The organism is Candidatus Binatus sp. (genome assembly GCF_030646925.1).
Lineage (GTDB): Bacteria > Desulfobacterota > Binatia > Binatales > Binataceae > Binatus.
Window position 1 is genome coordinate 25,862 of the sequence record NZ_JAUSKL010000020.1, and the last position, 22,137, is coordinate 47,998.

The following is a 22,137-nucleotide window of genomic DNA, read 5'->3' on the forward strand; positions in this document are numbered from 1 at the left end:
GCGGGCGGCGGAGGTGGGGTATGCGCGTACTCGGGGTGGACCCCGGGAGTGCGGTTTGCGGATACGGAGTCGTCGAAGGACGCGCCGGAAATCCGCAGTTCGTCGCGGCAGGCACGATTCGATCGACGATGCTCGCGCCCGGTCCCAAGCGGCTTCATCGGATTCACGATCACCTGCTCGCGATCATCGACGAGTTCGCGCCCGATTCGTTGAGTCTCGAGCGTCACTTCGTCGCAATCAATGTGCAGAGCGCGTTTCGGCTCGGCGAGGCGCGCGCGATGGCGATGCTCGCGGCGGCTGAACGCAATCTCGAATTTTTCGAGTATCCACCCAACGCAGTGAAGCTCTGCGTCGCCGGCCACGGCCACGCCGACAAGGCGCAGGTCAAATACATGGTGCGCCGCACGCTGAAGCTAGACCCATCGCTCGAATTGGCCGACGATGCCGCCGACGCGCTGGCGGTTGCGATGTGTCATCTTGGCCGCGGCCGCATCCCGAACATGGTCGAGAGCGTCGAGCGCAGCCGTCCGGCCGCCGCGCGATCGCGATCGAAGGTGCATCCGCAATGATTGCGACTCTGTCCGGAACGCTGACGACGCGCGACGCGGGGCGAATCGTGGTCGAGACCGCCGGCGTCGGCTACGAAGTCCTGATTCCGCTCAGCACCTACTACAAGTTGCCGGCTAGCGGTGAGCGCGTCGCGCTCGAGATCCGTCAAGTTGTCCGTGAAGACGCGCTGCTGCTGTACGGATTTTCGAGCACCACCGAAAAGCGATCGTTCGACTTGCTGATGAGCGTGCAGCACGTCGGACCCAAGCTGGCGCTCGCGATTCTCTCGGTGCTCGCGCCGGAAGAACTGGTTGCAGCAATCTCGAAGGGCGACGTCGAACGAATCGACGCGGTGCCGGGGGTCGGTCCGAAAGTCGCGGAACGCGTCGTGCGCGAGTTGCGCGACAAGGTCGGCGATTTGAAACTGGTCGCGCCGTCGTCGCTGCATGCCAACGGATCGCCGCGTCAAGCGAGTCCTGAAAACGCCGCCCCGGCCGGACCGCTCGAGCAGGCCGTTTCGGCGTTGATCAATCTTGGGATGAAACCAATCGAGGCGAAGCACGCGGTTGAATCCGTGGCCAACGCCGACGAAACTACCGCGGGCAACCTGGAAATCCTGATCCGCAAATCATTGGCGGTGCTGCTTGGCGAAAAGTGATCATCAGGAAAGCGACCTCAACGTCCTCGACAACGCCGGCGCGACGGAAGGGCGCGTCACGTCGCGCGTCGCCGTCGAGGACGATCACAGAATCGACCTGGCGCTCCGGCCGCGCGCGCTCAAAGAGTTCGTCGGGCAGGAACGAATCAAAAAAATTCTCGGGATGTCGATCGAGGCGGCGCACGGACGCGCCGAAGTGCTCGATCACGTGTTGTTCGCGGGACCGCCGGGCCTCGGCAAGACTTCGCTCGCACACATTATTGCGCGCGAACTCGGCGTGAACGATCATGTGACCTCGGGTCCCGCGCTCGAGCGCGCCGCCGATCTCGCGGCGATCTTGAACAATCTGGAAGAGCACGACGTGCTCTTTATCGACGAGATTCATCGCCTGCAAAAAGTCGTCGAGGAGAGTCTCTACTCGGCGATGGAGGACTTCGAGTTTCATATCGTGGTGGGCGAGGGGATGGGCGCGCGCACCATGAAGCTCAAGGTCAAACCGTTCACGCTGGTCGGCGCGACGACGCGTTCGGGACTGCTCAGTTCGCCGCTGCGCGATCGATTCGGCCAGCATTTTCATCTCGACTTTTACAATCACGCCGAGTTGTCCGAGATCGTTCGACGTTCGGCCGCGCTGCTGAAGGTCGCGATCGACCAACCCGGCGCCGAAGAACTGGCCACCCGCTCGCGCGGTACTCCCCGAATCGCCAACCGGCTGCTGCGACGCGTCCGCGACTTCGCGCAGGTGAACAAGGCGCCGATCGTCACGCGCGAGATTGCACTGGCGGCGCTGGAGTTGCTCGAGATCGACACGGCCGGATTCGACAAGATGGATCGCTCGATCCTGGGCGCTATTATCGACAAGTTCGACGGCGGTCCGGTCGGCGTCGAAAGCCTGGCGGCCGCGGTCGGCGAGGAATCCAACACGATCGAGGAAGTGTACGAGCCGTACCTGCTGCAGGAGGGCTATCTCGCGCGCACCTCGCGCGGACGGGTCGCGACGCAGCGCGCGTATACGCATCTCGGACGCACGCGCCGCGGCACCTTGTTCTAGTCCAGTCTCAAATCCTCGCTCGGTTCGCGGCAGAATCACGAGATTCGATTTGTTAGGATCGTTCGATGGCGAAAATTTACGTGCTGCAGCATCACGCGGTCGAGAATCTCGGCAGTATCGCCGACGCGCTCGAAGGCGCCGCGCTCGCGTGGCAATACGTGCGGGTTCATGACGGCCAGCCGATTCCCGCGGAGATGAAAGGGGCGGGCGGTCTCATCGTGATGGGCGGTCCGATGGGCGTTTATCAAACCGACCGCTATCCGTTTCTCCGCGAGGAGATGGCGCTGATCGAGGATGCGATCGAGCACAATCGGCCGGTGCTCGGTGTATGCCTGGGCGCGCAGATCGTCGCGGCGGCTCTAGGGGCAAAAGTTGATCGCAATCCGCGCGGCAAGGAAATCGGATGGCATCCGATTCGGCTCGAGCCCGCTGCGCGCGACGATCGCCTGATGCGCGGCCTGCCTGAAACGCTCACGCCGTTTCACTGGCATGGCGACATTTTCGATCTGCCGGCGGGTGCGGTATCGCTCGCATCGTCGGACAAGACTCCGTGCCAGGCTTTCCGCTACGGCGACAAGACCTACGCCCTTCAGTTCCACTTCGAAGTGACGGATGCGAGCGTGCGCGCGATGGCGGATGCATTCGCGAAGGATTTGCAGCGCGAGAAGATCGCAGCCGCGGAAATGATCGCGGATTCAGATCGATACGCCGCGCCGCTCGAGCAAATCGCCGATACCGTGTTTTCGCGCTGGGCGTCGCCGATCCAGGGTACCTGAACGGCGGGTTTGCACTCAAATGCCTAGGCGTTTGCCGGCGTCCCAGTGCTCGCGCGATTCGGCGTGAAGCGCACCGGCATGTGCTTGATGCCCGCGACGAAGTTCGAGCGCAATCGCTCGGTCGGCCCCGCGAGTTCTAGATCGGGCATCCGCCGCAGCACTTCCTCGATCATCACGCGCAACTCGAGCCGCGCCAGATTGACGCCGATGCAGAAATGCTCGCCGTGCCCGAACGCGATGTGATCGTTGGGCGTGCGCGTCACGTCGAAGGTGTCGGGATGCGCAAAGATCGCCTCGTCGCGATTTGCCGACGCATTCCAGATCACTACTTTCTGGCCGTCGCGGATTTTCTGCCCACGCAGTTCGCCGTCCCTCTTCGCGACGCGCATGATGTGCGTCACCGGACTGGTCCAGCGCAGAAATTCCTCGAGCGCGACCGGCAACAATGCCGGATCATTCCTTAACTTCGCCCGCTCCGCCGGGTTTTCGATCAGCGCGAGAATCCCGCCTGAGGTCGCGTTGCGAGTGGTCTCCTGTCCGCCGATGATCAGCAGGAAACAGTTGAACAGCACTTCGAGGTCGGTGAGTTTCGCGCCGTCCACGTCGCCGTGAATCAGCGCGCTGATCAGGTCCTCGCCCGGATTCACCCGCCGCTCCGAGATCCACTTCGAGAAGTAGCTGAAAATTTCGGCCTGCGCCGCCATCCCGGTTTCAGCCGCTGAACGGCCCTGCTGATACTCGGGATCGTCGGTGCCGATCGACTGGTTGCCGATCGTGAACATCAGGTCCCAGTACTCAGCCGGGATACCCATCATGTCGCAGATGACCGCAGTCGGTAGCTTCGCGGCGACATCGACGACGAAATCGCATTGGCCCTTGCCGATCACGTTGTCGATCACGCCGGTGGTGATTTGCTTGATATGCGGTTCGAAGAGGCCGACCGCGCGCGGCGTAAGCCGCCGATTGATCAGCGAGCGGATTTTTCCGTGGCGCGGCGGATCGGTCATGATCATCATCTGGCCGAAGCCCGCCTGCTCCGCGCTGGCGTCCGCGCCGACGGTCGTGAACTGCAACGAGATGCCGCGTTCGGAGCTGTAAGTGTCGGGGTCATGATAGACCTTGAGCGCATCGTCGTAGCGGGTGACCGACCAGAAGCCTTGGCCCGGCGCACGCTCCTGCCAGAACAGCGGCGCTTCGGCGCGCAATGTCCGCCACGCCTCGTACTGTTCGCCGCGCACGAAAAGATCGAGATTGTTTAAATCGATGTCGTCGAGTTTCATGGGAATCCTCGTCAAGGACAGGCGATCCTAGCGTTTATCCCGATGGCTGTCATTGGGCGAGTAAGCGGGGCGGGTTAAAAGGGAAACCGAAAAAAAGAGTAACCGCAGAGCTTTTCCGTCATCCCGAGCGGAGGCTGCCGGAGTCGAGGGATCTCGATGCCGGCGATCCAGCACCCTCACCGCCGTCGTCGCTGCGCGCCTCGGCCGCCTCTCCCGCAACAGAGCGGGCGAGGCACAGGGCTCCGGCAGCCTGCGCCAGCCGAGCGATGGTGCTGACTATCAACCTTTCGGCAGCTTCAGCACGCGCTCGCCGATGATGTTGTGCTGAATCTCGCTCGAGCCGGCCGCGATGGTGAATGCGCGCGCTGCCAGCGTGCGATTCATCCAGCGCCCGCCCTCGACCGCGCCGAGACTGCCCGGCGCGAGCGCGCCGTATGGCCCGAGCATCTCATCGGCGAACATCGCGACCCGTAGATTCAGCTCGCTTCCAAACAATTTGCCGAAGGAACTCTCCACGCCCGGAAGTTTGCCTTTGAGCTGCGAAGTGAGCGAGCGATAGCGGCTAAGCCGCAGGCATCGCCCCTCGGTCGCGAATTGAGCAAGCTTCTGCCGCACATAAGGATGCGAGGTCGCAGGGACGCCCTGAAACTCGACCGTCTTCGCGAGATCGATCAGCTCGCCGATCGTGCGCTCGACCGGATGCCGCGTGCCGCCCGAGACCCGCTCGTACATCAGCGTCGCGATCGACACTTGCCATCCCGCATTCAGCTCGCCGACCAGATTTTCCTTGGGCACCCGAACGTTGTCATAGAAGACCTCGTTGAATCCCGCGTCGCCGGTGATCTGCACCAGCGGCCGCACCGTGATTCCGGGGCTGTGCATATCCACCAGCAGATACGAGATGCCCTTGTGCTTCGGCGCCGACGGATCGGTGCGCACCAGCAGTACCTGCCAATCCGCGCGATGCGCCAGACTCGTCCACACCTTCTGCCCGTTGACGACGAACGTGTCGCCATCGAGCACCGCGCGCGTCTGCAATCCCGCGAGGTCGGAGCCCGCATTCGGCTCCGAATAGCCCTGACACCAGATTTGCTCGCCGGTGAGCATCTTGTGCAGATGCCGTTTCTTCTGCTCCTCGGTGCCGAGATGCATCAGCGTCGGCCCGATGCGATCGATCGCAAGTTGGTTCGCGCCGTAAAGCGGGAGCCCGAGGCGCAAGGCCTCATCCTGGTAGATTGCCTGCTCGATCATGCTCGCGCCGCCGCCACCCCATTCCTTGGGCCAATGCAGTGCGACGATGCCGTCACGGTAGAGGCGCCGATGGTAATCGAGCAGTTGCGACCAGCGCCGATCGTCGAGCACGTCGAGCTGGTTGGCAGTCGAACTGCTTGGGCCGTCGCCCTTGCGCCCGAACGCTTCAGCCGAATTTTTTTCGAGCGATGCGCGCAGCTTGCCGCGATATACTTCCTGTTCAGGTGTGAATGTGAAGTCCATTTGCTTCGTCCGCTCCTACCGCGAGATACCCGCGCGGCTTCCTAATCGCGCGGTAGAGAAGATTTTTCATCGGCGGGATTTTGCGGCAGTATAGCGCGTTGCCGATAACAGCGTTAACGATGCGTGTGCATGAATCGACGCTCCTTTTTTGCCTCGCCCGCTTTGTTGCGGGAGAGGCCGCCGAAGCGCGTCAGCCGCGAAGCCGACTTCGGGCCGAAGGGCCGAATCGCTCTACGATAGAGAGGCGGGTGAGGGTGCAGTCGTCGCGAGAACAAGTGCCGCAAAGAAGATCCGGGATTCCTCGCGCGTCAGCCACACGCGGGAATGACAAGAAGTGAGGCGGGCGTCGTGATATCGCTCGCGCAAGTCGGACCATCGCGATGCTCGATCGAGATCCCTCGACTCCGGCAACCTCCGCTCGGGATGACGGAACTCTAGATCGTCAGCAGCACCGCGATGCAGAGCGCGAAGCCTGAGAGATAAGTGCCCAACGCTCCGATGAACCGCACCGGATGCGGTTTGGCCAGCGTCGGTGACATCAGGATTCCCGCCGCGTTCAAATAGCGGCACGCGACGGCGATGCCCATTACCCAGAGCACCCACATCGCGGGATTCCGCTCGCCCGCAATCAGAATCAGCACCGCCATCATCGGCGCGTATTCGGCGGTATTACCGTGGGCGCGTATCCGCTTGAAAAATGGATCGGCGGGGTCGGTCGGATAATCGCCCGCCTTGCCGGCTCCTCGAGCCATCGAGACATTCAGGCCAAGCGCGAAGAGCAGCACTCCGAGTAACGCCGTGCACACGATTGCAACCGTCATGAGTGACCTCCTGTTACGAAGCGGGCTCAGCGGCGCATACGTTAGCCGGGTTCGCCGCACAAATACACAGGTCAAATGACGCTGGCTGACGAGTAATCGAAACGCCGATGCCGGATGCTGGCATCAGCAATCCTTTGCTATATGATACGGGATCATCCGAACGGCGCGGGCGAGAGAGCAGGGCGGCGACGCAATCGCTCGCACCGTCAAAATTACAAAGGCGAAGAGCCGAATCAGAGGCAGACAACGACGCAGATGGCCTACCAGTACATCAAGGTTCCGAGCAACGGCGAAAAGATCACTCTTGGCGCCAATCACACCCTCAACGTTCCCGATCGGCCGATAATCCCGTTTATCGAAGGCGACGGCACCGGGCCCGATATCTGGCGCGCATCACAGTATGTCTTCGACAACGCGGTGAAGAAAATCTACGGCGGCAAGCGCGCGATCGCGTGGATGGAAGTGTTCGCCGGCGAGAAACCGTTCAATCAATGGAACACCTGGCTGCCGGACGAAACCGTCGATGCGTTCCGCGAATTTTTGGTGGGCATCAAGGGACCGCTGACTACGCCGATCGGCGGCGGTATCCGTTCGCTCAACGTGGCGCTCCGCCAGATGCTCGATCTCTACGTATGCCTCCGGCCGGTGCGCTATTTCGCCGGGACGCCGAGCCCGGTCAAGCATCCGGAGAAACTCGACGTCGTAATCTTCCGCGAGAACACCGAGGACATCTACGCCGGAATCGAATGGGCGGCGGAATCGCCCGAAGCGAAGAAGGTGATCGCGTTTCTGCGTAACGAAATGGGCGTGAAGAATATTCGCTTCCCGGAAACTTCAGGGATCGGAATCAAGGCGATCTCGCGCGAAGGATCGGAGCGGCTGATTCGCGCGGCGCTGGACTATGCGATTCTCCACAAGCGCAAGAGCGTGACGTTTGTCCATAAGGGCAACATCATGAAGTACACCGAGGGCGCCTTCCGCGATTGGGGCTACGAACTCGTGCGGCGCGAGTACAAAGGCAGGGCAGTGGGATGGGATGACTGCAATGGCAAGCCGCCCGCGGGCCAGATGCTGGTGAAGGACGCGATCGCGGACATCACGCTCCAGCAGGTGCTCACTCGGCCTGAAGAATTCGACGTAGTCGCCACGATGAACCTCAACGGCGACTTTCTATCCGATGCGCTCGCGGCGCAGGTCGGCGGAATCGGCATCGCGCCGGGCGCCAATATCAACTACTTGACCGGTCACGCCATCTTCGAGGCGACTCACGGCACCGCGCCCAAGTACACCAATCAGGACAAGGTGAACCCAGGCTCGCTGGTCCTGTCGGGCGTTCTGATGTTCGAATACCTGGGATGGCAGGAAGTCGCCGACGGGATTATTCGCGGCCTCGAAAAGAGCATCGCGAACAAGACCGTGACCTACGATTTCGAGCGCCTGATGACCGGCGCGAAGCTGCTCAAGTGCTCCGAATTCGGCAAAGCGATCGTGGACAATATGTAATCGCAGTTCTCAGGCGGGGACGCGGTGCATCGATGATCGATGCCCGCGGCCCCGCTGTTTATCCACACTTATCGGCGAAAACCCGCCCTGCGGGACGACGCATTTTCGGGCGGCGTCGTCTTCATCACCGGAGAGAGCGATTCGTTGATCATCTATGCACTGACGGTCTGGGACGATTCCAAAATTTTAATTTCTCTCTACCGGATAGCCCGCCTTGTTCCAACTTTCCATCCCGCCGCGCAGCACGAATACGTCGTCGAAGCCCGCATCTGAAAGGAGTGCCGCCGCGCTCGCCGAGCGCTTCTCGGTCCGTCAGATGGTTATCATCGGCTTTCCGCGCAAGTCACTTAGGTCCGGAAGTCTCGCGGATAGTTCCGCGAGCGCAATGTTGCGTGCGCCCGCGATGTGGCCGAGCGGTCCTCGGAACTCTTCGGCGCTACGTACGTCTATCAGGGCCACGGCTTCGCCGTTCTGCAGCCGATGTCTAAGTGTTGGAGCGTCCGTGAAGCGCGGACCCTTGAGCTTACGAACCAGGCGTGGCAGGAAAGCGACGGTTGCGAGTAGCGCCAAGGCAAGCAGAGCCTTGTGGATTGCCCCGGCCTGCCCGGACGCGGCCTCACGCCCCGCGTAGCCCAGATAGGTATACGCGAGTGCACCCGGCATCATGCACGCGAAGGAGGCGAGCACGTACTCGCCAAGGCCGATTCGCGTCAGTCCGAAGGCGTAGTTCACAATATTGAACGGAAACAGCGGCACCAACCGGACGAACGCAACGAAGCGCCAGCCTTCCTCCTCCACCCCCCGCATCAGCCGCGCCAGTCGTTCACCCGCGCGCATTGAAACCCAGTCGGAGGCGACGTATCGGGCGATCATGAAGGCTAGCGTGGCCCCCAAGGTCGCGCCGATGAGGTTCCATAGGGTTCCCGCTACCGGACCGAACAAAGCGCCGCCAGCCACGGTGAGCAGCGATCCGGGCACGAACAGCACTGTGGCCAAGGCATAGAGCAGAACGAACAAGATGGGAGCGAATCGACCGAAGCGCTGTAGTTCCCGCTCAAGCGTAGTGGCCTGGAGAAATTCGCGATGGAGGGCGAGCCACACAATCGCTGCGACCAGCGTTGCCACCAGAATCAGACGAATGATGAGACTACGCCTATTCATGCCGCGCGCCTCCAGGTGATCGCGTAAGCGCCCGCGGGGCCGCGGAAAGGTTGCAAGAGCATTCGGTCGAGCCACAGTTCGCGCGCCTCGCGGAACTGCTCGATACCGATGGTCATCCCGTCGTGGCCGGCGGCTGGCTGATCGCGATAGGTCCCGAACAGTCGATCCCACCAAGGCAGGTTGAAGCCGAAGTTGCTGTTGGTTTCGTTAACCACGATCGAATGGTGGACGCGATGCATGTCGGGCGTAACCACGAGCCATCGAAGATAGCGATCGAGCCGGACCGGGATGAGAACGTTCCCGTGATTGAGCATCGAGGTTGCGTTTAGCAGGACCTCGAAGATGAGCACGCCGAGCGCCGGTGCTCCCAGCGCCACGACGACGCCGAACTTGATTAGCATCGACAGAACAATCTCGATTGGGTGGAAACGCGCGCCCGTCGTCACATCGAAGTCGAGGTCGGCGTGATGCATCCGATGCACCCGCCAAAGCGCGGGCACCGCGTGGAACATCACGTGCTGGAAGTAGATGGCGCCATCAAGCAGCACCACCGACGCAACGACAGCCATCCAAGGCGGAATCGGCAGGTTGTTGAGCAAGCCCCAGCCGCGCCTTTCCCCTGCCAGCGCCAGACTAACGGCCGTGGCGGGAAGCAGGATTCTCACCAGCGCGCTATTCAGCGCAACGATACCTAAGTTGCTCGGCCAGCGCCTGAGCCTCGAATATGACCTTGTCCGGCGCGGCGCGCGCGCCTCCCACAGCGCCATTGCAGTGAACACTGTGATAAACGCTCCTAAGCGTATGGCAGCCTCGCGAGTCAGCATGGTTGATCTGTTTCAAACATTCAATTAATGTCTTGAATGAGACTAAGAGGTTTCGTTCGCCATGTCAAGCCAGAATCCCAAACGTGCTATGTTCGAACAGTTCGCCGCCGTAGCCCGTACCCTCGGTTCCGCCCACCGCCTCGAGCTGCTCGAGCTGCTCGCGCAGACCGAGCGTAGCGTCGAGGAACTGGCCCGGCTGAGCGGCCTTACGATTGCCAACGCATCACAGCATCTGCAGCAACTCCGCCGCTCTGGACTCGTCGAGGCACGCAGGGACGGGAAGCGGGTGCTCTACAGGCTCGCCGACGGCGACGTAGTCGCGCTGCTCGGCGCTCTGCGCCGAATCACTGAACGCAACGTCGGCGCTGTCGAAAAGGTGCTCAATGGTTACTTTCGAGAGCGCGACAACCTCGAACCCGTATCGCGCAAGGAACTGTTGCGGCGCATGCGGGACGGGCTGGTTACAGTGATCGATACCCGCCCGGCAGAGGAGTTCGCCGCCGGTCACCTGCCCGGCGCGCTCAATGTGCCGCTCCGCGAACTCAAGCGCCGGTTACGGGAATTGCCCCGCGACCAGGTGATTGTTGCCTACTGTCGTGGAACATATTGCGTGCTCTCCTACGAAGCGGTCGCCGAGCTGCGCAAGCGCGGCTTCACGGCCTTTCGGCTTGAAGAGGGATACCCCGAATGGAGGGCCGCCGGGCTACCGGTAGAGCGTCTGACAGCAACCGCCTGAATCGAGGGTCGGGGATTCGGAGGAAACGTTATGCAGCCCTGGGGAACGATGCCCTGGTACGGAATGGTCTTCGGCCCAATCATGATGATCGTCTGGCTGGCTATCCTGATCTTTGTGGCGGCAGCGGTAATCCGATGGCTCCAACGGGGCACTGTCGGCCCGCTCCCGCGCGTGGGAAAACCGGAAGCGTGCCCTGAAAATCCTGGAGGAGCGCTTCGCCACGGGCGAGATCGACAAGGATGAATTCCAGGAGAAGAAGCGCCTGCTTTCGGACTGAATCTCGGCCTCACGATTTGCCGCTGAGTCAGGACGCGTCGGGCGGAAACATCATCTTGCCCGCGTGAAACTCGCGGGCAACAAGATCGATGAAGCCATGGCGGATCGGCCATTCCAAGCGGCTATCTCGCCAATGGACGCGGCCGTCCGGGCCCTCGAATTCATCCGCGATGCTGCGCAGCTCGGCCATCGCCTTGCCGATACGCTCTTGGTCCGCAGCCACCACGGAAATACGGCGCATACGCCCAGTCCAAGCCTGCAGCCGCGCGAATTCGCCGAGATTCACACCCATGGTCTTGGCTCCCGGCACGTAACAGATCGCCGCGAAATCAGCCAGGCTCACCTCACCGCAGAAAAAATTCCGGTCGCCGAGCTCACGTTCCAGCACCGCGAGTAGGCGCCGCAGTTCATCTGCCGCAGCTTGCTTCATCGCCTGAGACTCCGGTGCCTGTTCCCTCAACACCGAGAGCCAGAAGCCGAACCCGACCGCGTCAAAGCTCCGGTCGCACAAATCTTCGATCGTGCGCACCCGCGCCCGTTCGTAGGGGTCTTTCGGATACAGCGGCGGCTCCGGATAAACCTCTTCGATGTACTCGGAGATGATGGTGGAGTCCGTAATCGTTCGGCCGTCATCGAGCACCAGAGTCGGAACCTCGGCGCGAAGGCTGACGCAGCGCAGGTCTTCCTTGCGATCAAGGGAGTAACAGCGCTCGAACGGCTCGTAGCTCACGCCCTTGTAATCGAGCGCCATTCTGACTTTGCGCGCATACGGACTGGTCGCGTACGTGAATAGCTTCATGCTTTCGCTCCTGAGCACGGCACCCGCGGCACTGCCGCACCCGCCGAGGGGTGAGTACTTCGCTCAGGCGCCAGGCCGTTAGCTCCTATGCGGCTTTGGCCGGTACGGATTGATGATAGTCGCGGATCTCCTTGATCTTGCCGTCCACGATCTCCATTACTTCCGCGCCGATCGCCTCAACTCTGCCGCTTCCGGCTCGCGTTCCCGAGAAGAAGGACTCCGCGACTCCGTGGCCGTTGTTGCCCGTGCACACACGCAAATCGCAGTGCGCGTCAGCAAACATGGCGAACTCGCTCTCGTACGATTTGCGCACTTCGGCGCGACCCGCACAGCGCTTGCCTGCCGGGCTAACCAGAACCGGCTCTTCGTGATAGCACGCCATCACTCCTTCGATGTCGTGGCGGTTGAATGCGTCAAAGTAACGTTTGATCAGTTGTTCCTCGGGCGTCATTTTCCTTCTGCCTCCTGCAATTGAGTTAAGCCTTAATCATGCCCCAGCAGCCTTGTACGACTTCTTCAAGCTGCGTGTTCAGTTTTTTGCGCCGTCCCGTGCCAAGCCACGTCAGCGCCACCGCGCATAGAGCACCGCTTAGCATGTCCGCAAGCAGATCCGGGCTTCCTGCCCGCACCTCTCCTTGGGCCTGCCCGCCCCGAATGAAGGCCGTAAAGACCCGCCGGGCGCTCGCTATCTCTGGGGGAAGGCTCCGCACGAAGCGCGCTTCATTCTCGCAGAAATAGACAAAGGCGTCGCTATGGTCGGTCACGGCCGTGAATTCGTGACGCACGATCTCGTGGAGCTTGTCCAGAATGCCGCCCGGACCGCTCACGATGCGCTGGAGTTTCTCGCAATACCAGCCGTACCAGCTCAGGAATATTTCGCGCGCGAGGTCGTCTTTGCCCGCAAAGTGACGATAGATGGCGGCCTCCCGCACTCCAGCCGCCTCGGCGATGGCGCGCATGCTCGTCCCGTCGATGCCTCTCTCGGCAAAGAGCGAGGTGGCGGCCCGCACGATCACCGGCCGCTTCGTATCCGGCTTCTGGTTCAGCGTTTCCACGTGTTAGTGAACGACCACTAACAGAAACCGATGAGGGCTGTCAACTTCGCGCCGAGCCAACTGGGATCAGGCCACCCAAGCCTGCGTTTATCGACCCAGACCTGCGCGGCGCCTGCGGCGTACTATCGCATTGACGCCGCGATTTCTGCGGCTTGGCTGTGCTCGATTCGGAGCTTAGACTTCCGGGCCAAGAGTTACCGACATGGGGAAGCCTCTGATGAAAGCTCGATTGGCTGGAATCAAGTTAGTTTTGGCCTACCAGATCGCATCCGGTGGTGTAGCGTTTGCTAATGACACGGCGGGCGCGAACAAGACCGTGACTTACGATTTCGAGCGGCTGATGACCGGCGCGAAGCTGCTGAAGTGCTCGGAGTTCGGCAAAGCAATCGTGGACAATATGTAACTTCTGAATTGCCTTTTTCTTATTCCTTCGCCGGCGCCGGCTTGCAACACTGGGTGGAGTTTACCCTGAGCCTCGAAGGGGACTTCCTGTGGCAACGCGAAGCCGACTTCGGGCCGCAGGGCCGAATCGCAAAGAGGATTAGGATGCGCGCTCCGCGCTGTTAGTAAACGTTCAGAAAAACGACTACTCGCGATGAGGTCTCGAGTCGGTCCCGCGAAGTGGCGCCATCGAACTGGGCTGCGGCGAAATTGTCATCAATGTCGAGAGCAATGCTGTCACCATCGTGCGCGAGGGCGATTGGGGCGGAATGAGGAAGGCGTACCGATGCCTGACGTAAATATAATCTCAATGTGATTGTGAAGGCTGAATGGTCCGCTGGACTATGAACGCCGCTCTTTCGTACAGTTCATCAAAAGTAAGAATTTCAGGATTTGTAAGGTTTCTGCGAAACAATTCAAATGACTGAATACGCGCGCGGTCGTCTTTCAATTGTTTCAGGTTTCCAACGACAAGTATCCCCTTAGGCTGGATCGTAAATGCTTCCTTCAGCGCATCACGATTCCCGGCGCTATCTGAACTCTCTTGCCACTGACGGCAAGCCGTCTGCACTTGGGCTGCTCCCCCCGCTACGTCATCACCTGGAGGATAGACTCCGTTCCGATATTCCTTGGGCCGCACGAGCGGAGACTGCGGACGCTTGATTTCCACAAGAACCGTGAATTTCACTTGAGCTTCGGAGAGGCCCATAAAATCCCCTAGTTTGCCTCCGCGCCCGCTTATGGTTGTGCCACCCAGATGTGGCTTCGACTGAGATAGGCTTATAAATCGGTAACTGAGACCGTAGCCAAAGATCCAAGTATTTTTCTGAAAAAAATGCTGCCACCATTCCTCTTGCTCTTCGCGGTCGAGATGCGCTTTGAACTCGGCCAGAGCTGCGGCACGTTCCTCTTGGAGTTTTGCATAAGACAGCTTAAGTAGGATGCCTGGACGCGCATTCTCTAAATCGTGCCACAGTTCGTCCGGCGATTCTGCCAGTTCGCGCAAGGTAGCAATTCTTTCCTTTTTCGCTTGTACGATCTCATTTGCACTGGCAACTACTAAGGTCCTTTTGCCAGGGGTTATGCCTGCTTGTCGTTTCGCCGCATACAACTGAGAGAGATGATGAAACAGGTTCAGGGTCCGCGCCGAGTCAAGCGTGAACCGGGCGACCCCTCCTGCCTTGAGCCTGCTCAGCGATTCGGATGGCAGATTTTCCCATTTCTCCCCGGCCCGTTTCCTCCTATGGAATAAATGAACCTTGATGCAGGCATTCGAGTCGTGTGGATTGTTCACTTCCTCAGCGAATAAACTGGTTCGCGTGTGGACTTTAGAACCAAGCACGACCTCATCGACGACCGCCGAATTCGGAGATGTACTTTGAATGTTGTATTTATCAGCCATAAACGACCCCCGTTTCGCTGGGAAAATACGGTCAATTCAAGATCGGTTGATTATGATATAATTGGTAAAGATGGAACACCACATCAATCCGTAGTGTCACTTGCGTGGATTTCATGATCCGGGAGTAGACGCGAGGATGGGTCCGCGAGTTTGGGTCGTTGACCTCAAACACCAGACAATGAAGCTGAGGTCTCCGAAGGGCATATTAAAGCGGACGGATTACTATGCGATGTACAACCTCAAGGATCTGCCGCCCCAATCTTTCGAGACGGACTTTCTCCGGCGCGTGGAGGATGAAGCCGCCCCACTGTTGGTTAAGCTTCGTGACGGCGGTTACAGGCTCTCTGACTCTGAGCGGAGCCGCTTGGCCGTCTTCATAGCTCTACTCTTCGCCCGGACACCGGCGAACCGCGACGCGATGGAAGGTCTGGCCGCGAAGATGATAGAGGCTCTAGCGCGGACGAAAGCACGCGGTCCTGAGTTTGCGCGCACGATGCGCGAAGCGAGTAAGGGACGCGAAATCTCCGATAACCGGATTGAGGAACTGAGATGAAAGCTTCTCAAACCAGCGCGATTCGTTGTCGGATCATCCCTGAGTTCACACTGTTATCAATACTGAATGCGACCGATGCGGAAAGGATTCCGCCGGGCAGTCGTCGAATCTTCGAGCCGCCCGGCTTTACCCTCCGTCCCGTTTACTAACAGCGCGTAGCGCGCATCCTTAATCGCGACAGGAAGCCCGAAACCCCTAACAGGGTGTTGAAAAACGAAGACCGAACTGCCTGTTTTGATTTCCGGTGCTTCAACACCGCGGCGTCCGCCAGACGACATACCTACTGCGTCGCCCGCGGTATCCGCGGGTTGGCGATGCTCAATCCAGAGCTTAGACTTTTGGGTCGGGAGTTAGCGAGTTACAGGGGCATCAAATGAAAAGCCGACTAATCGCAATCACATTCATCATGGCCTGCTTATCGACGACGGGCGGTCTCGCTGCTGGCCGTGACATGGAAAGGATGAACATGAAGACCGGCGACGTGTCGCAGATGAAGGGCGCGGCGCCGGACCCGTCCAACATGAAAGAAGGCGAAGTCGAAGCGATGTCAGGCGGGTCGGAAACAGATCACGACATGCATATGGGTCATGGGGCGATGAAGAACATGGCGCTGCACATGGCGTACACGGATCTACGGTCAATGACTGACGCCGACAAAAAACGCGCCGGCGAAATCCTCGCGGAACTGCAGAAGGCGCTGACCAAGTATCAGGACGTTCACGCCGCTGAGGCCGACGGCTACCAGCCGTTCCATCCGGAGTTCAAGCAGGCGGTCGTACATTTCACGAAAAAGTGGAACGGGCTGAAAGCCGCGTTCGTATTCGACGCATCGGAGCCAACTTCGCTGCTCTATCAGCGCACCGCCGACGGCGGCTACAAATTGATCGGCGCGATGTACACCGATCGAAAGGGCGCGAGCGAGGCACAGCTAAACGATCGAGTGCCGCTTAGCGTCGCGCGATGGCATCGGCATATCAATCTGTGTTTTCCGCGCAAAGGAGAGAGCCTCCAGAGCGTCGATTGGACCAGCTTCGGCTTCAACGGTTCGATCGCCACCAAAGACGCTTGCGACGCTGCGGGCGGCCGCTTTTATCCGCAGGTCTTCGGCTGGATGGTGCACGTCTATCCGTGGGAGACCGATCCGAAGCTGGTTTGGGCGCACTGATTCGACGATAGTGGCTGGATGCAGCCGCGGGTCGAACTGATCGCCGTCCGCAAATCCTACGACGGCTTCGTCGCCGTTGACGATCTGACCTTCTCGATTTTTCCCGGACAGATTTTCGGCTTGCTCGGCCCCAACGGCGCGGGCAAGACCAGCACGATTCGCATGATGATCGGGATCATCGCGCCCGATTCCGGCATCGTAAGGATTTTCGGCGCACCGCTTTCGCGCGCCGCGATGCATCGCGTCGGCTATCTGCCGGAGGAGCGCGGACTCTATCGCCGCATGACGGTGCGCGAGAATCTCTCGTTCCTCGGACAGTTGGCGGGCCTTTCGACCGCGCTCGCGGCGGAGCGAACCCAGAACTGGGCGGCGCGCCTCGCGATCGACGACCGGCTCGGCGATCGCGTCGAGGAACTCTCGAAGGGGATGCAGCAGAAGATCCAGTTCATCGCGGCGCTGCTGCACGATCCCGACCTGATCATCATGGATGAGCCGTTCGCGGGCCTCGACCCGGTAAACTCGATGCAACTCAAAAACGTCCTGGTCGAACTGAAGAGCGCGGGCAAGACCATTCTCTTCTCGACGCATCGGATGGACCAGGTCGAGAAGTTGTGCGACTCGATTTGCCTGATCGACCATGGCAAGTCGGTGCTGCAGGGCAATCTGAGCGAAATCAAAGCTGGTTACGGCAATCGCTTCGTGCAGATCGACTATGACGGCGACGGCCGGTTCCTCGCGCACAGCGGGCTGGTCGAATCGTTGAACGACTACGGCAATCACGCGGAGTTGAGCCTCAAGCCCGGCGCCGATTCGCAGGATTTGCTCAGGCTTGCGATGTCGTCGCTTCGAGTGCGGCGGTTCCAGGTGATGGAGCCGTCGCTCGAGCAGATTTTTATCGATCACGTGACGCCTAAATGAGCGAGTTGTCGCTGCGCAACATTTTTATCGTCGCACGGCGCGAATACCTCGAACGGGTGCGCACGCGATCCTTCCTGGCGTCCACGTTCGCGACGCCGGTGCTGTTGAGCATCCTGCTCTTGCTGCCCGCGCTGATCACGTCGTCGGCGAAGCGCAATCTCGCGAGCCAGGAGTCGGCGCCGATTCGGCTGGTGTTCGCGTCCGACAATCCGGCGGTGGCGGAACTCGCGCGCAGTCAACTGATTCGCGAGGGCGGCGCGCATTACGACATCTCGATCGATGCGTCGCTCACGCCCGAGGAGCGCGACGACCTCGCGAGCCGGCTCGATTCCGCCCGAATCGACGGCTACGTCTGGCTGAAGGACGGCGCCGGCGCGAATCCGCAGGTTGTCTTCACGACGCATCGCGCGGGCGACGCGGTGCTGCATCAGAAGCTCGGCTCGGCGCTCACGTATGCGTATTCGGCGGAGCGGATGCTGAAGCACGGGCTTTCGGTGAACGACACCGCCACGATGCTGCAGCGCGTCGATTTGCGCGTCGTCAAGGGCGGACATTCCAGCGCGTACAACGAACTCCGCGGCATGATGGCGGTGATGCTGCTGGTGTTCGTGATGTTCTTTTCGCTGCTCTCCTACGGCGTCGTCGTGATGCGCTCGGTGCTCGAGGAAAAAGCTTCGCGCATCACCGAGGTGCTGCTTTGCTCGACGACGGCGGGCGAATTGATGGCTGGCAAGATAATCGGCACCGGCGGCGTCGGGATGACGCAGGTGGCGGTGTGGCTGTCGATTGCGGCGGCGGGAGCGTCGCGCAGCCCGTATCTCCGGGCGGCGATCGGCGAGCTCCAGATGCGCGGTCCGCTGATGATCTATTTCGTGATTTTTTACATCCTCGGATTTTTGCTGTACGCCTCGATCTTCGCCGGCGTGGGCGCCGCCTTCAATTCGGTGGACGAGGCGCAGCAATGGAACTTCGTGATTCTGCTGCCGCTCATCGCGGCTTCGGCGCTGATTCTGCCGATCGCCACCTCGCCCGATTCGATCATGTCAGTCGCAGTTTCGATCTTTCCGTTTTGCGCGCCGGTGCTGATGTTCGAGCGGATTGCCGTGCACAATCCGCCGGCCTGGCAAATCGCTCTGTCGCTCGTGCTGATGCTCGCGACGATTGCGGCCTCGTTCTATGTCTGCGGACGCATCTATCGCATCGGCATCCTGATGTATGGCAAGCGGCCGTCACTCCGCGAACTGGCGCGATGGTACCGCCACGCTTGAAGCAAAATTCCGGTGCGACGATGTTTCACGTGAAACGTATGAAAGTTCAGGAGAGTTGGGGGGAACGAAACACGAATTGCCCGTATGGAACTGCGGCTCTAGCGTCTGTCATCCTCATCAGGGCAATAATATACTTGACTGACCTTGCCCTTGGTAATGAGGTGGCGTAATGTCCACCGACTACCAAAGGGCGAGGTGCTCGCGAATGAATACGTTTGGCAATATCAGCGTTGAAGGCGGAAAAACGCTCGGCGGAATTCTGAATGAAGGGCGACTTCGTGTGCCAGCAAATCAACGTGAATTTTCATGGAAACAAACACACGTTCGCGAACTGTTTCAGGACATTAAGCCGATAATAGACGACCGCAGCGGGCAGGAATACTTTCTCGGCACGGTAGTGGTGCTGCGCAACCCTCAAGACCCGAATCGCTACCGCACGGTCGTTGACGGGCAGCAACGGCTGGCTACGGTCGCCATTTTTCTAGCGGCAGTGCGTGACTACTTTGTCAGAGAAAACGACGACGACGGTGTTAAGTCTGTTGAGCCGGAATACCTTCTTAAAATCAAAATGCCGGAGCGGAAGATTATTCCGCAGCTACAGCTAAACGATAACGATCATAGTTTCTTTGAACATCGTGTACTTTCGAGAGCCGGTACGGATGAACGAAAGCAAGCCACACACGAGCGGCATCGATCTTCCCATCGCCTAATCCATCAGGCGGCTAATACTGCGTCCGATCAGGTAGCCAGTATTGTACGCGATGAGAAGTCAGAGAATCGCGCAGCGGCGCTCACGCGATGGGTTGACTTTTTCAGCAATCAGGCACGCGTGATTATGGTCATCGTAGAGGATGAAGCAGTTGCGTACACAGTATTTGAGACTATGAATGATCGCGGATTGGAACTCTCCGCTACGGACCTGATTAAGAATCGTCTGTTTTCTTTGTCTCAAGAACAACTGGACCAAACGAAACGCAATTGGGCGAAGATGTTGGGCATCCTTGAGAGCATTCAGTCCACTACCATCGTGAAAGATTATGTTCGGCACTATTGGATTTCAAAGCATGGTCGGACCCGCGCGCCAGTTCTTTTTAAGGCCATACGGGAAGAAGTCTCGAATCAGAAAAGAGCGATTGATTTTGCGGCCGAACTTGAAAAAAATGCCCTACAATACGTTGCTCTGCTGAATCCGGAAAATGAACTGTGGCATACCTTTCGTCCGATCATGAAGGACTACATTTCAGCGCTCACCACGCTCGACGTGAAGCAGATTCGTCCTCTGCTGATTAGCGTTCTCGCAGCATTTCCCAAGGGCGAGGCTATCAAGGCTTTCCGGTTGATGATCTCGATCTGTGTGCGGCTAATGGCAGCGGATCAACTAGGACGAGGATCGCTTGAAACAGAATATGAAAGCGCCGCGCTAGAGGTGTATGAGCGGAAGATCACCACGGCGGCCGCCCTAACCAACAAACTAAAGTCGATCATTCCGGCTGACAATAAGTTCCGCGAAGATTTTGCAACATTCGAGGTAACCAATGAGCCGCATGCGCGATACTTGCTGAAGGCTCTAGACGTAGCAGAGACCGGCTTAGCACTGACTGGCATGTCCTCAAAAGATGAACCCACTTTGGAGCATCTGCTTCCGCTTAATCCTAAACACTTGGCGGACTGGCCCTTCACATCTGAGGAACATGAAGATTATGTACACCAATTCGGCAACCAGGCGCTGCTCCCGAACGAATCAAACAGCACTGCTGGAAGCGAAAAGTTTACGGTCAAGCGTCTGATACTAGCGAGACAACCAAACCAACTCACTAAAGAGATCGGGCAGTTGACTGCATGGGGAAGGGGCGAGATAGACACGCGCCAGAAGAGACTGGCTGCAATCGCGACTAAGGCTTGGCCGTTGCGCGTCTGACAGGCTTACGCAATTTCTTGCGACCGCGATCGATTTCTTTGCTTGAAACGGTCAATATCGCCCGTGCCAAGTTGCGCAATTTGGCAAACGATTCCGTCGGCTCAAATCGTAAATCTCCTACCTTCGGCGATTTCACAATCGGCAGCTTACCACGACGCCGTCTGCCTCTCCACTGCTTATGCGGGTAAGGGTTCCGCTGTCGATTCGGTCTTGCCAGTCAGTTCGGCATACGTGAGCCGACGGCCAAGAACGGAACTGGCAACGCCGATGAAGCGCTCGCCGTCATTCGCCTTGCGCTCGTTAAATCGGTACGCCTGTTCATCGAGATAACGGAACAGGTGAAACGGCTCGACGCTGACGTAGGTTCCCTTCAGGCCGCGTTTCAGGAGGCTCCAAAAATTCTCGATCCGGTTCGTATGCACGTTCCCTTGAACCTAGGTTTCCGCGTGGTCAATGACCTTGTGAACGTAATTTTTGATCGAGGCCATGATAACCAGCCCAAGCGTCAGTGAAAACATACGAGCCACCCCGAACATACCGGCGCACGTGAGTCTTGAGCGCATCGCCTTGCGTGTTTGGTACATGAAGCAGACGGACCTTGGCGCTATGACGATCCAGCAGTCCCATCACGATTGCTTTTCCGGCCCCGCCCGTGCCCGTGATTTTGGCCTTCTTATCCTTGTGCATATTTCGAGCGAGGCCGCCGATAAAAGTTTCGTCCGCTTCAACCTCGTTGCCGTCGAATTGCGTGAGCGAACGATCCTGCATCGCGAGCTGGATGCGATGATCCATGAACCACGCGGTTTTCTGCGTCACGCCAAGACCACGCGCGATCTCATAACTGCTAATCCCATTCTTACAGTTGGCGATTAGCCACATTGCAGTCAGCCACTTGTCGAGTCCAATTGGCGAGTCCTCGAAAATCGTTCCGACCTTGAGCGAGAACTTTGCGCGTGGATGCTTCGCATAGCATTTCCAGAGTCGCGCCTTTTCGAGATACTTAACCTTGTCGGCTCCGCACGTCGGGCATCGGACCTTGCCGTCCGGCCAGCGCATCTCGATCATGAAACGCTGGCAGTTCTCGAAGTCCTTGAAATACTGAATCGCTTGCTGGAGCGTGCTTGGAGCCTTCATGCTTCAAACGTAGCAAATGGAGCGTGGTCAGTCAAGTATATTATTGCCCTCATCGGCAACTCCCCTTTGTCATTCAGAGCGTAGCGAAGAATCCCGGATTTTTGCTCGAGCCGTCTGCACCCTCACCACCCTCTCTATCGTAGAGCGATTCGGCCCTTCGGCCCGAAGTCGGCTTCGCGGCTGCCGCGCTTCGGCGGCCTCTCCCGCAACGAAGGGCGAGTATGCCGAACTTGACTAGAGCAAGTCGAGCGGCCATACTCGTCTCGTCTTTTCGGGAGAGGGGCAATGCTGTCTCTCGCTCATAGCCGGACGCGATCGCGCTTCCGCATGGGGGGAGAAATTCCCTCTATGCGGA

24 protein-coding genes and 1 pseudogene are annotated in these 22,137 nt (G+C 59.3%); 14 read left to right on the forward strand and 11 right to left on the reverse strand.

The features are described 5' to 3' along the window. Nucleotides 1-20 precede the first annotated feature (20 nt). From ruvC to Q7S58_RS02230, 4 genes are all read left to right on the forward strand, one after another. Complete coding sequence (gene ruvC, locus Q7S58_RS02215; protein ID WP_304820353.1) at nucleotides 21-569, forward strand: crossover junction endodeoxyribonuclease RuvC; 549 nt, start codon at nucleotides 21-23, stop codon at nucleotides 567-569. Beyond that, nucleotides 566-1,207 carry a Holliday junction branch migration protein RuvA gene (gene ruvA, locus Q7S58_RS02220; protein WP_304820355.1) on the forward strand — a complete coding sequence of 214 codons (642 nt, stop codon included), beginning with the start codon at nucleotides 566-568 and terminating at the stop codon, nucleotides 1,205-1,207. Before ruvC ends, ruvA begins: the two co-directional genes overlap by 4 nt. Beyond that, the gene (gene ruvB, locus Q7S58_RS02225) at nucleotides 1,194-2,258 is read left to right on the forward strand and encodes a Holliday junction branch migration DNA helicase RuvB (protein ID WP_304820357.1); all 1,065 of its coding nucleotides are present in this window, start codon (nucleotides 1,194-1,196) and stop codon (nucleotides 2,256-2,258) included. The genes ruvA and ruvB overlap by 14 nt, the downstream gene beginning before the upstream one ends. A 65-nt stretch (nucleotides 2,259-2,323) precedes the next feature. Then, nucleotides 2,324-3,034: a type 1 glutamine amidotransferase gene (locus Q7S58_RS02230; RefSeq protein WP_304820359.1), complete on the forward strand. Its 711-nt coding sequence runs from the start codon at nucleotides 2,324-2,326 to the stop codon at nucleotides 3,032-3,034. A gap of 23 nt (nucleotides 3,035-3,057) precedes the next feature. Here the strand turns inward: Q7S58_RS02230 and Q7S58_RS02235 are convergent, their stop codons facing one another. The 3 genes from Q7S58_RS02235 to Q7S58_RS02245 all read right to left on the reverse strand — a co-directional run bounded on the left by Q7S58_RS02235 (nucleotide 3,058) and on the right by Q7S58_RS02245 (nucleotide 6,629). Continuing rightward, nucleotides 3,058-4,314 carry a cytochrome P450 gene (locus tag Q7S58_RS02235; protein WP_304820361.1) on the reverse strand — a complete coding sequence of 419 codons (1,257 nt, stop codon included), beginning with the start codon at nucleotides 4,312-4,314 and terminating at the stop codon, nucleotides 3,058-3,060. Nucleotides 4,315-4,593: 279 nt separating this feature from the next. Beyond that, nucleotides 4,594-5,808: an acyl-CoA dehydrogenase family protein gene (locus Q7S58_RS02240; RefSeq protein WP_304820363.1), complete on the reverse strand. Its 1,215-nt coding sequence runs from the start codon at nucleotides 5,806-5,808 to the stop codon at nucleotides 4,594-4,596. A gap of 434 nt (nucleotides 5,809-6,242) precedes the next feature. After that, a complete protein-coding gene (locus Q7S58_RS02245) occupies nucleotides 6,243-6,629 on the reverse strand; it encodes an MAPEG family protein (protein WP_304820366.1) in 387 nt (128 codons plus the stop codon). A gap of 255 nt (nucleotides 6,630-6,884) precedes the next feature. Here Q7S58_RS02245 and icd point away from each other — a divergent pair, with 255 nt between their 5' ends. Both icd and Q7S58_RS02255 read left to right on the forward strand, forming a co-directional pair. Then, entirely contained in the window at nucleotides 6,885-8,132 is a 1,248-nt protein-coding gene (icd, locus tag Q7S58_RS02250; protein ID WP_304820367.1) for an NADP-dependent isocitrate dehydrogenase, read from the forward strand. 39 nt (nucleotides 8,133-8,171) lie between these two features. After that, complete coding sequence (locus tag Q7S58_RS02255) at nucleotides 8,172-8,405, forward strand: hypothetical protein (protein WP_304820369.1); 234 nt, start codon at nucleotides 8,172-8,174, stop codon at nucleotides 8,403-8,405. Here the strand turns inward: Q7S58_RS02255 and Q7S58_RS02260 are convergent. Both Q7S58_RS02260 and Q7S58_RS02265 read right to left on the reverse strand, forming a co-directional pair. Then, on the reverse strand, nucleotides 8,319-9,293 hold the full coding sequence (locus Q7S58_RS02260; RefSeq protein ID WP_370655439.1) for a VTT domain-containing protein: 975 nt from the start codon (nucleotides 9,291-9,293) through the stop codon (nucleotides 8,319-8,321). The two genes, Q7S58_RS02255 and Q7S58_RS02260, sit on opposite strands and share 87 nt — an antisense overlap. Further along, nucleotides 9,290-10,117: a sterol desaturase family protein gene (locus Q7S58_RS02265; protein ID WP_370655440.1), complete on the reverse strand. Its 828-nt coding sequence runs from the start codon at nucleotides 10,115-10,117 to the stop codon at nucleotides 9,290-9,292. The genes Q7S58_RS02260 and Q7S58_RS02265 overlap by 4 nt, the downstream gene beginning before the upstream one ends. Nucleotides 10,118-10,178: 61 nt before the next feature. On the opposite strand from Q7S58_RS02265, the gene Q7S58_RS02270 reads away from it, so the two are divergent. Together Q7S58_RS02270 and Q7S58_RS21995 are read left to right on the forward strand one after the other, a co-directional pair. Further along, complete coding sequence (locus Q7S58_RS02270) at nucleotides 10,179-10,853, forward strand: ArsR/SmtB family transcription factor (protein WP_370655441.1); 675 nt, start codon at nucleotides 10,179-10,181, stop codon at nucleotides 10,851-10,853. 202 nt (nucleotides 10,854-11,055) lie between these two features. After that, complete coding sequence (locus Q7S58_RS21995; protein ID WP_370655444.1) at nucleotides 11,056-11,130, forward strand: hypothetical protein; 75 nt, start codon at nucleotides 11,056-11,058, stop codon at nucleotides 11,128-11,130. 27 nt (nucleotides 11,131-11,157) lie between these two features. Here the strand turns inward: Q7S58_RS21995 and Q7S58_RS02275 are convergent, their stop codons facing one another. The 3 genes from Q7S58_RS02275 to Q7S58_RS02285 form a co-directional block, all read right to left on the reverse strand. Further along, the gene (locus Q7S58_RS02275) at nucleotides 11,158-11,928 is read right to left on the reverse strand and encodes a glutathione S-transferase family protein (RefSeq protein ID WP_304820377.1); all 771 of its coding nucleotides are present in this window, start codon (nucleotides 11,926-11,928) and stop codon (nucleotides 11,158-11,160) included. A gap of 85 nt (nucleotides 11,929-12,013) precedes the next feature. Continuing rightward, nucleotides 12,014-12,379 (reverse strand): nuclear transport factor 2 family protein, encoded by a 366-nt coding sequence (locus Q7S58_RS02280; protein WP_304820379.1) that lies wholly within the window; start codon nucleotides 12,377-12,379, stop codon nucleotides 12,014-12,016. A gap of 25 nt (nucleotides 12,380-12,404) precedes the next feature. Continuing rightward, entirely contained in the window at nucleotides 12,405-12,983 is a 579-nt protein-coding gene (locus tag Q7S58_RS02285; RefSeq protein ID WP_304820381.1) for a TetR/AcrR family transcriptional regulator, read from the reverse strand. Nucleotides 12,984-13,287: 304 nt separating this feature from the next. Here Q7S58_RS02285 and Q7S58_RS22000 point away from each other — a divergent pair. After that, nucleotides 13,288-13,386: pseudogene (locus tag Q7S58_RS22000) on the forward strand (hypothetical protein); the annotation flags it as partial. A 345-nt stretch (nucleotides 13,387-13,731) separates the two neighbouring features. On the opposite strand, the gene Q7S58_RS02295 reads toward Q7S58_RS22000, so the two are convergent. After that, nucleotides 13,732-14,826: a Shedu immune nuclease family protein gene (locus tag Q7S58_RS02295; RefSeq protein ID WP_304820385.1), complete on the reverse strand. Its 1,095-nt coding sequence runs from the start codon at nucleotides 14,824-14,826 to the stop codon at nucleotides 13,732-13,734. A 100-nt stretch (nucleotides 14,827-14,926) separates the two neighbouring features. On the opposite strand from Q7S58_RS02295, the gene Q7S58_RS02300 reads away from it, so the two are divergent. The 5 genes from Q7S58_RS02300 to Q7S58_RS02320 all read left to right on the forward strand — a co-directional run bounded on the left by Q7S58_RS02300 (nucleotide 14,927) and on the right by Q7S58_RS02320 (nucleotide 20,648). Further along, nucleotides 14,927-15,379 (forward strand): DUF4238 domain-containing protein, encoded by a 453-nt coding sequence (locus tag Q7S58_RS02300; protein ID WP_304820387.1) that lies wholly within the window; start codon nucleotides 14,927-14,929, stop codon nucleotides 15,377-15,379. A 373-nt stretch (nucleotides 15,380-15,752) separates the two neighbouring features. After that, nucleotides 15,753-16,544: a hypothetical protein gene (locus Q7S58_RS02305; protein ID WP_304820389.1), complete on the forward strand. Its 792-nt coding sequence runs from the start codon at nucleotides 15,753-15,755 to the stop codon at nucleotides 16,542-16,544. An 18-nt stretch (nucleotides 16,545-16,562) separates the two neighbouring features. Next, nucleotides 16,563-17,462, forward strand: coding sequence for an ABC transporter ATP-binding protein (locus tag Q7S58_RS02310; protein ID WP_304820391.1), 900 nt, complete (start codon nucleotides 16,563-16,565; stop codon nucleotides 17,460-17,462). Beyond that, on the forward strand, nucleotides 17,459-18,730 hold the full coding sequence (locus Q7S58_RS02315; RefSeq protein WP_304820393.1) for an ABC transporter permease: 1,272 nt from the start codon (nucleotides 17,459-17,461) through the stop codon (nucleotides 18,728-18,730). The genes Q7S58_RS02310 and Q7S58_RS02315 overlap by 4 nt, the downstream gene beginning before the upstream one ends. 205 nt (nucleotides 18,731-18,935) lie before the next feature. Further along, entirely contained in the window at nucleotides 18,936-20,648 is a 1,713-nt protein-coding gene (locus tag Q7S58_RS02320) for a DUF262 domain-containing protein (RefSeq protein WP_304820395.1), read from the forward strand. A 176-nt stretch (nucleotides 20,649-20,824) separates the two neighbouring features. On the opposite strand, the gene Q7S58_RS02325 is transcribed toward Q7S58_RS02320, so the two are convergent. After that, entirely contained in the window at nucleotides 20,825-21,070 is a 246-nt protein-coding gene (locus Q7S58_RS02325; RefSeq protein ID WP_304820397.1) for a transposase, read from the reverse strand. A gap of 28 nt (nucleotides 21,071-21,098) precedes the next feature. Next, nucleotides 21,099-21,782, reverse strand: coding sequence for an IS1595 family transposase (locus Q7S58_RS02330; RefSeq protein ID WP_304820399.1), 684 nt, complete (start codon nucleotides 21,780-21,782; stop codon nucleotides 21,099-21,101). Nucleotides 21,783-22,137: the final 355 nt, after the last annotated feature.

Excerpts from the sequence above, each read along its gene's own strand:
- Q7S58_RS02270 (WP_370655441.1), top strand. The coding sequence starts at position 10,179 with ATGTCAAGCCAGAATCCCAAACGTGCTATGTTCGAACAGTTCGCCGCC.
- Q7S58_RS02245 (WP_304820366.1), bottom strand. The coding sequence starts at position 6,629 with ATGACGGTTGCAATCGTGTGCACGGCGTTACTCGGAGTGCTGCTCTTC.
- Q7S58_RS02310 (WP_304820391.1), top strand. The coding sequence starts at position 16,563 with ATGCAGCCGCGGGTCGAACTGATCGCCGTCCGCAAATCCTACGACGGC.
- Q7S58_RS02255 (WP_304820369.1), top strand. The coding sequence starts at position 8,172 with ATGCCCGCGGCCCCGCTGTTTATCCACACTTATCGGCGAAAACCCGCC.
- Q7S58_RS02235 (WP_304820361.1), bottom strand. The coding sequence starts at position 4,314 with ATGAAACTCGACGACATCGATTTAAACAATCTCGATCTTTTCGTGCGC.
- Q7S58_RS02315 (WP_304820393.1), top strand. The coding sequence starts at position 17,459 with ATGAGCGAGTTGTCGCTGCGCAACATTTTTATCGTCGCACGGCGCGAA.
- Q7S58_RS02295 (WP_304820385.1), bottom strand. The coding sequence starts at position 14,826 with ATGGCTGATAAATACAACATTCAAAGTACATCTCCGAATTCGGCGGTC.
- Q7S58_RS02330 (WP_304820399.1), bottom strand. The coding sequence starts at position 21,782 with ATGAAGGCTCCAAGCACGCTCCAGCAAGCGATTCAGTATTTCAAGGAC.
- Q7S58_RS02280 (WP_304820379.1), bottom strand. The coding sequence starts at position 12,379 with ATGACGCCCGAGGAACAACTGATCAAACGTTACTTTGACGCATTCAAC.
- Q7S58_RS02230 (WP_304820359.1), top strand. The coding sequence starts at position 2,324 with ATGGCGAAAATTTACGTGCTGCAGCATCACGCGGTCGAGAATCTCGGC.
- Q7S58_RS02320 (WP_304820395.1), top strand. The coding sequence starts at position 18,936 with ATGAATACGTTTGGCAATATCAGCGTTGAAGGCGGAAAAACGCTCGGC.
- icd (WP_304820367.1), top strand. The coding sequence starts at position 6,885 with ATGGCCTACCAGTACATCAAGGTTCCGAGCAACGGCGAAAAGATCACT.
- Q7S58_RS02275 (WP_304820377.1), bottom strand. The coding sequence starts at position 11,928 with ATGAAGCTATTCACGTACGCGACCAGTCCGTATGCGCGCAAAGTCAGA.
- Q7S58_RS02240 (WP_304820363.1), bottom strand. The coding sequence starts at position 5,808 with ATGGACTTCACATTCACACCTGAACAGGAAGTATATCGCGGCAAGCTG.
- ruvA (WP_304820355.1), top strand. The coding sequence starts at position 566 with ATGATTGCGACTCTGTCCGGAACGCTGACGACGCGCGACGCGGGGCGA.
- Q7S58_RS02265 (WP_370655440.1), bottom strand. The coding sequence starts at position 10,117 with ATGCTGACTCGCGAGGCTGCCATACGCTTAGGAGCGTTTATCACAGTG.
- Q7S58_RS02305 (WP_304820389.1), top strand. The coding sequence starts at position 15,753 with ATGAAAAGCCGACTAATCGCAATCACATTCATCATGGCCTGCTTATCG.
- ruvC (WP_304820353.1), top strand. The coding sequence starts at position 21 with ATGCGCGTACTCGGGGTGGACCCCGGGAGTGCGGTTTGCGGATACGGA.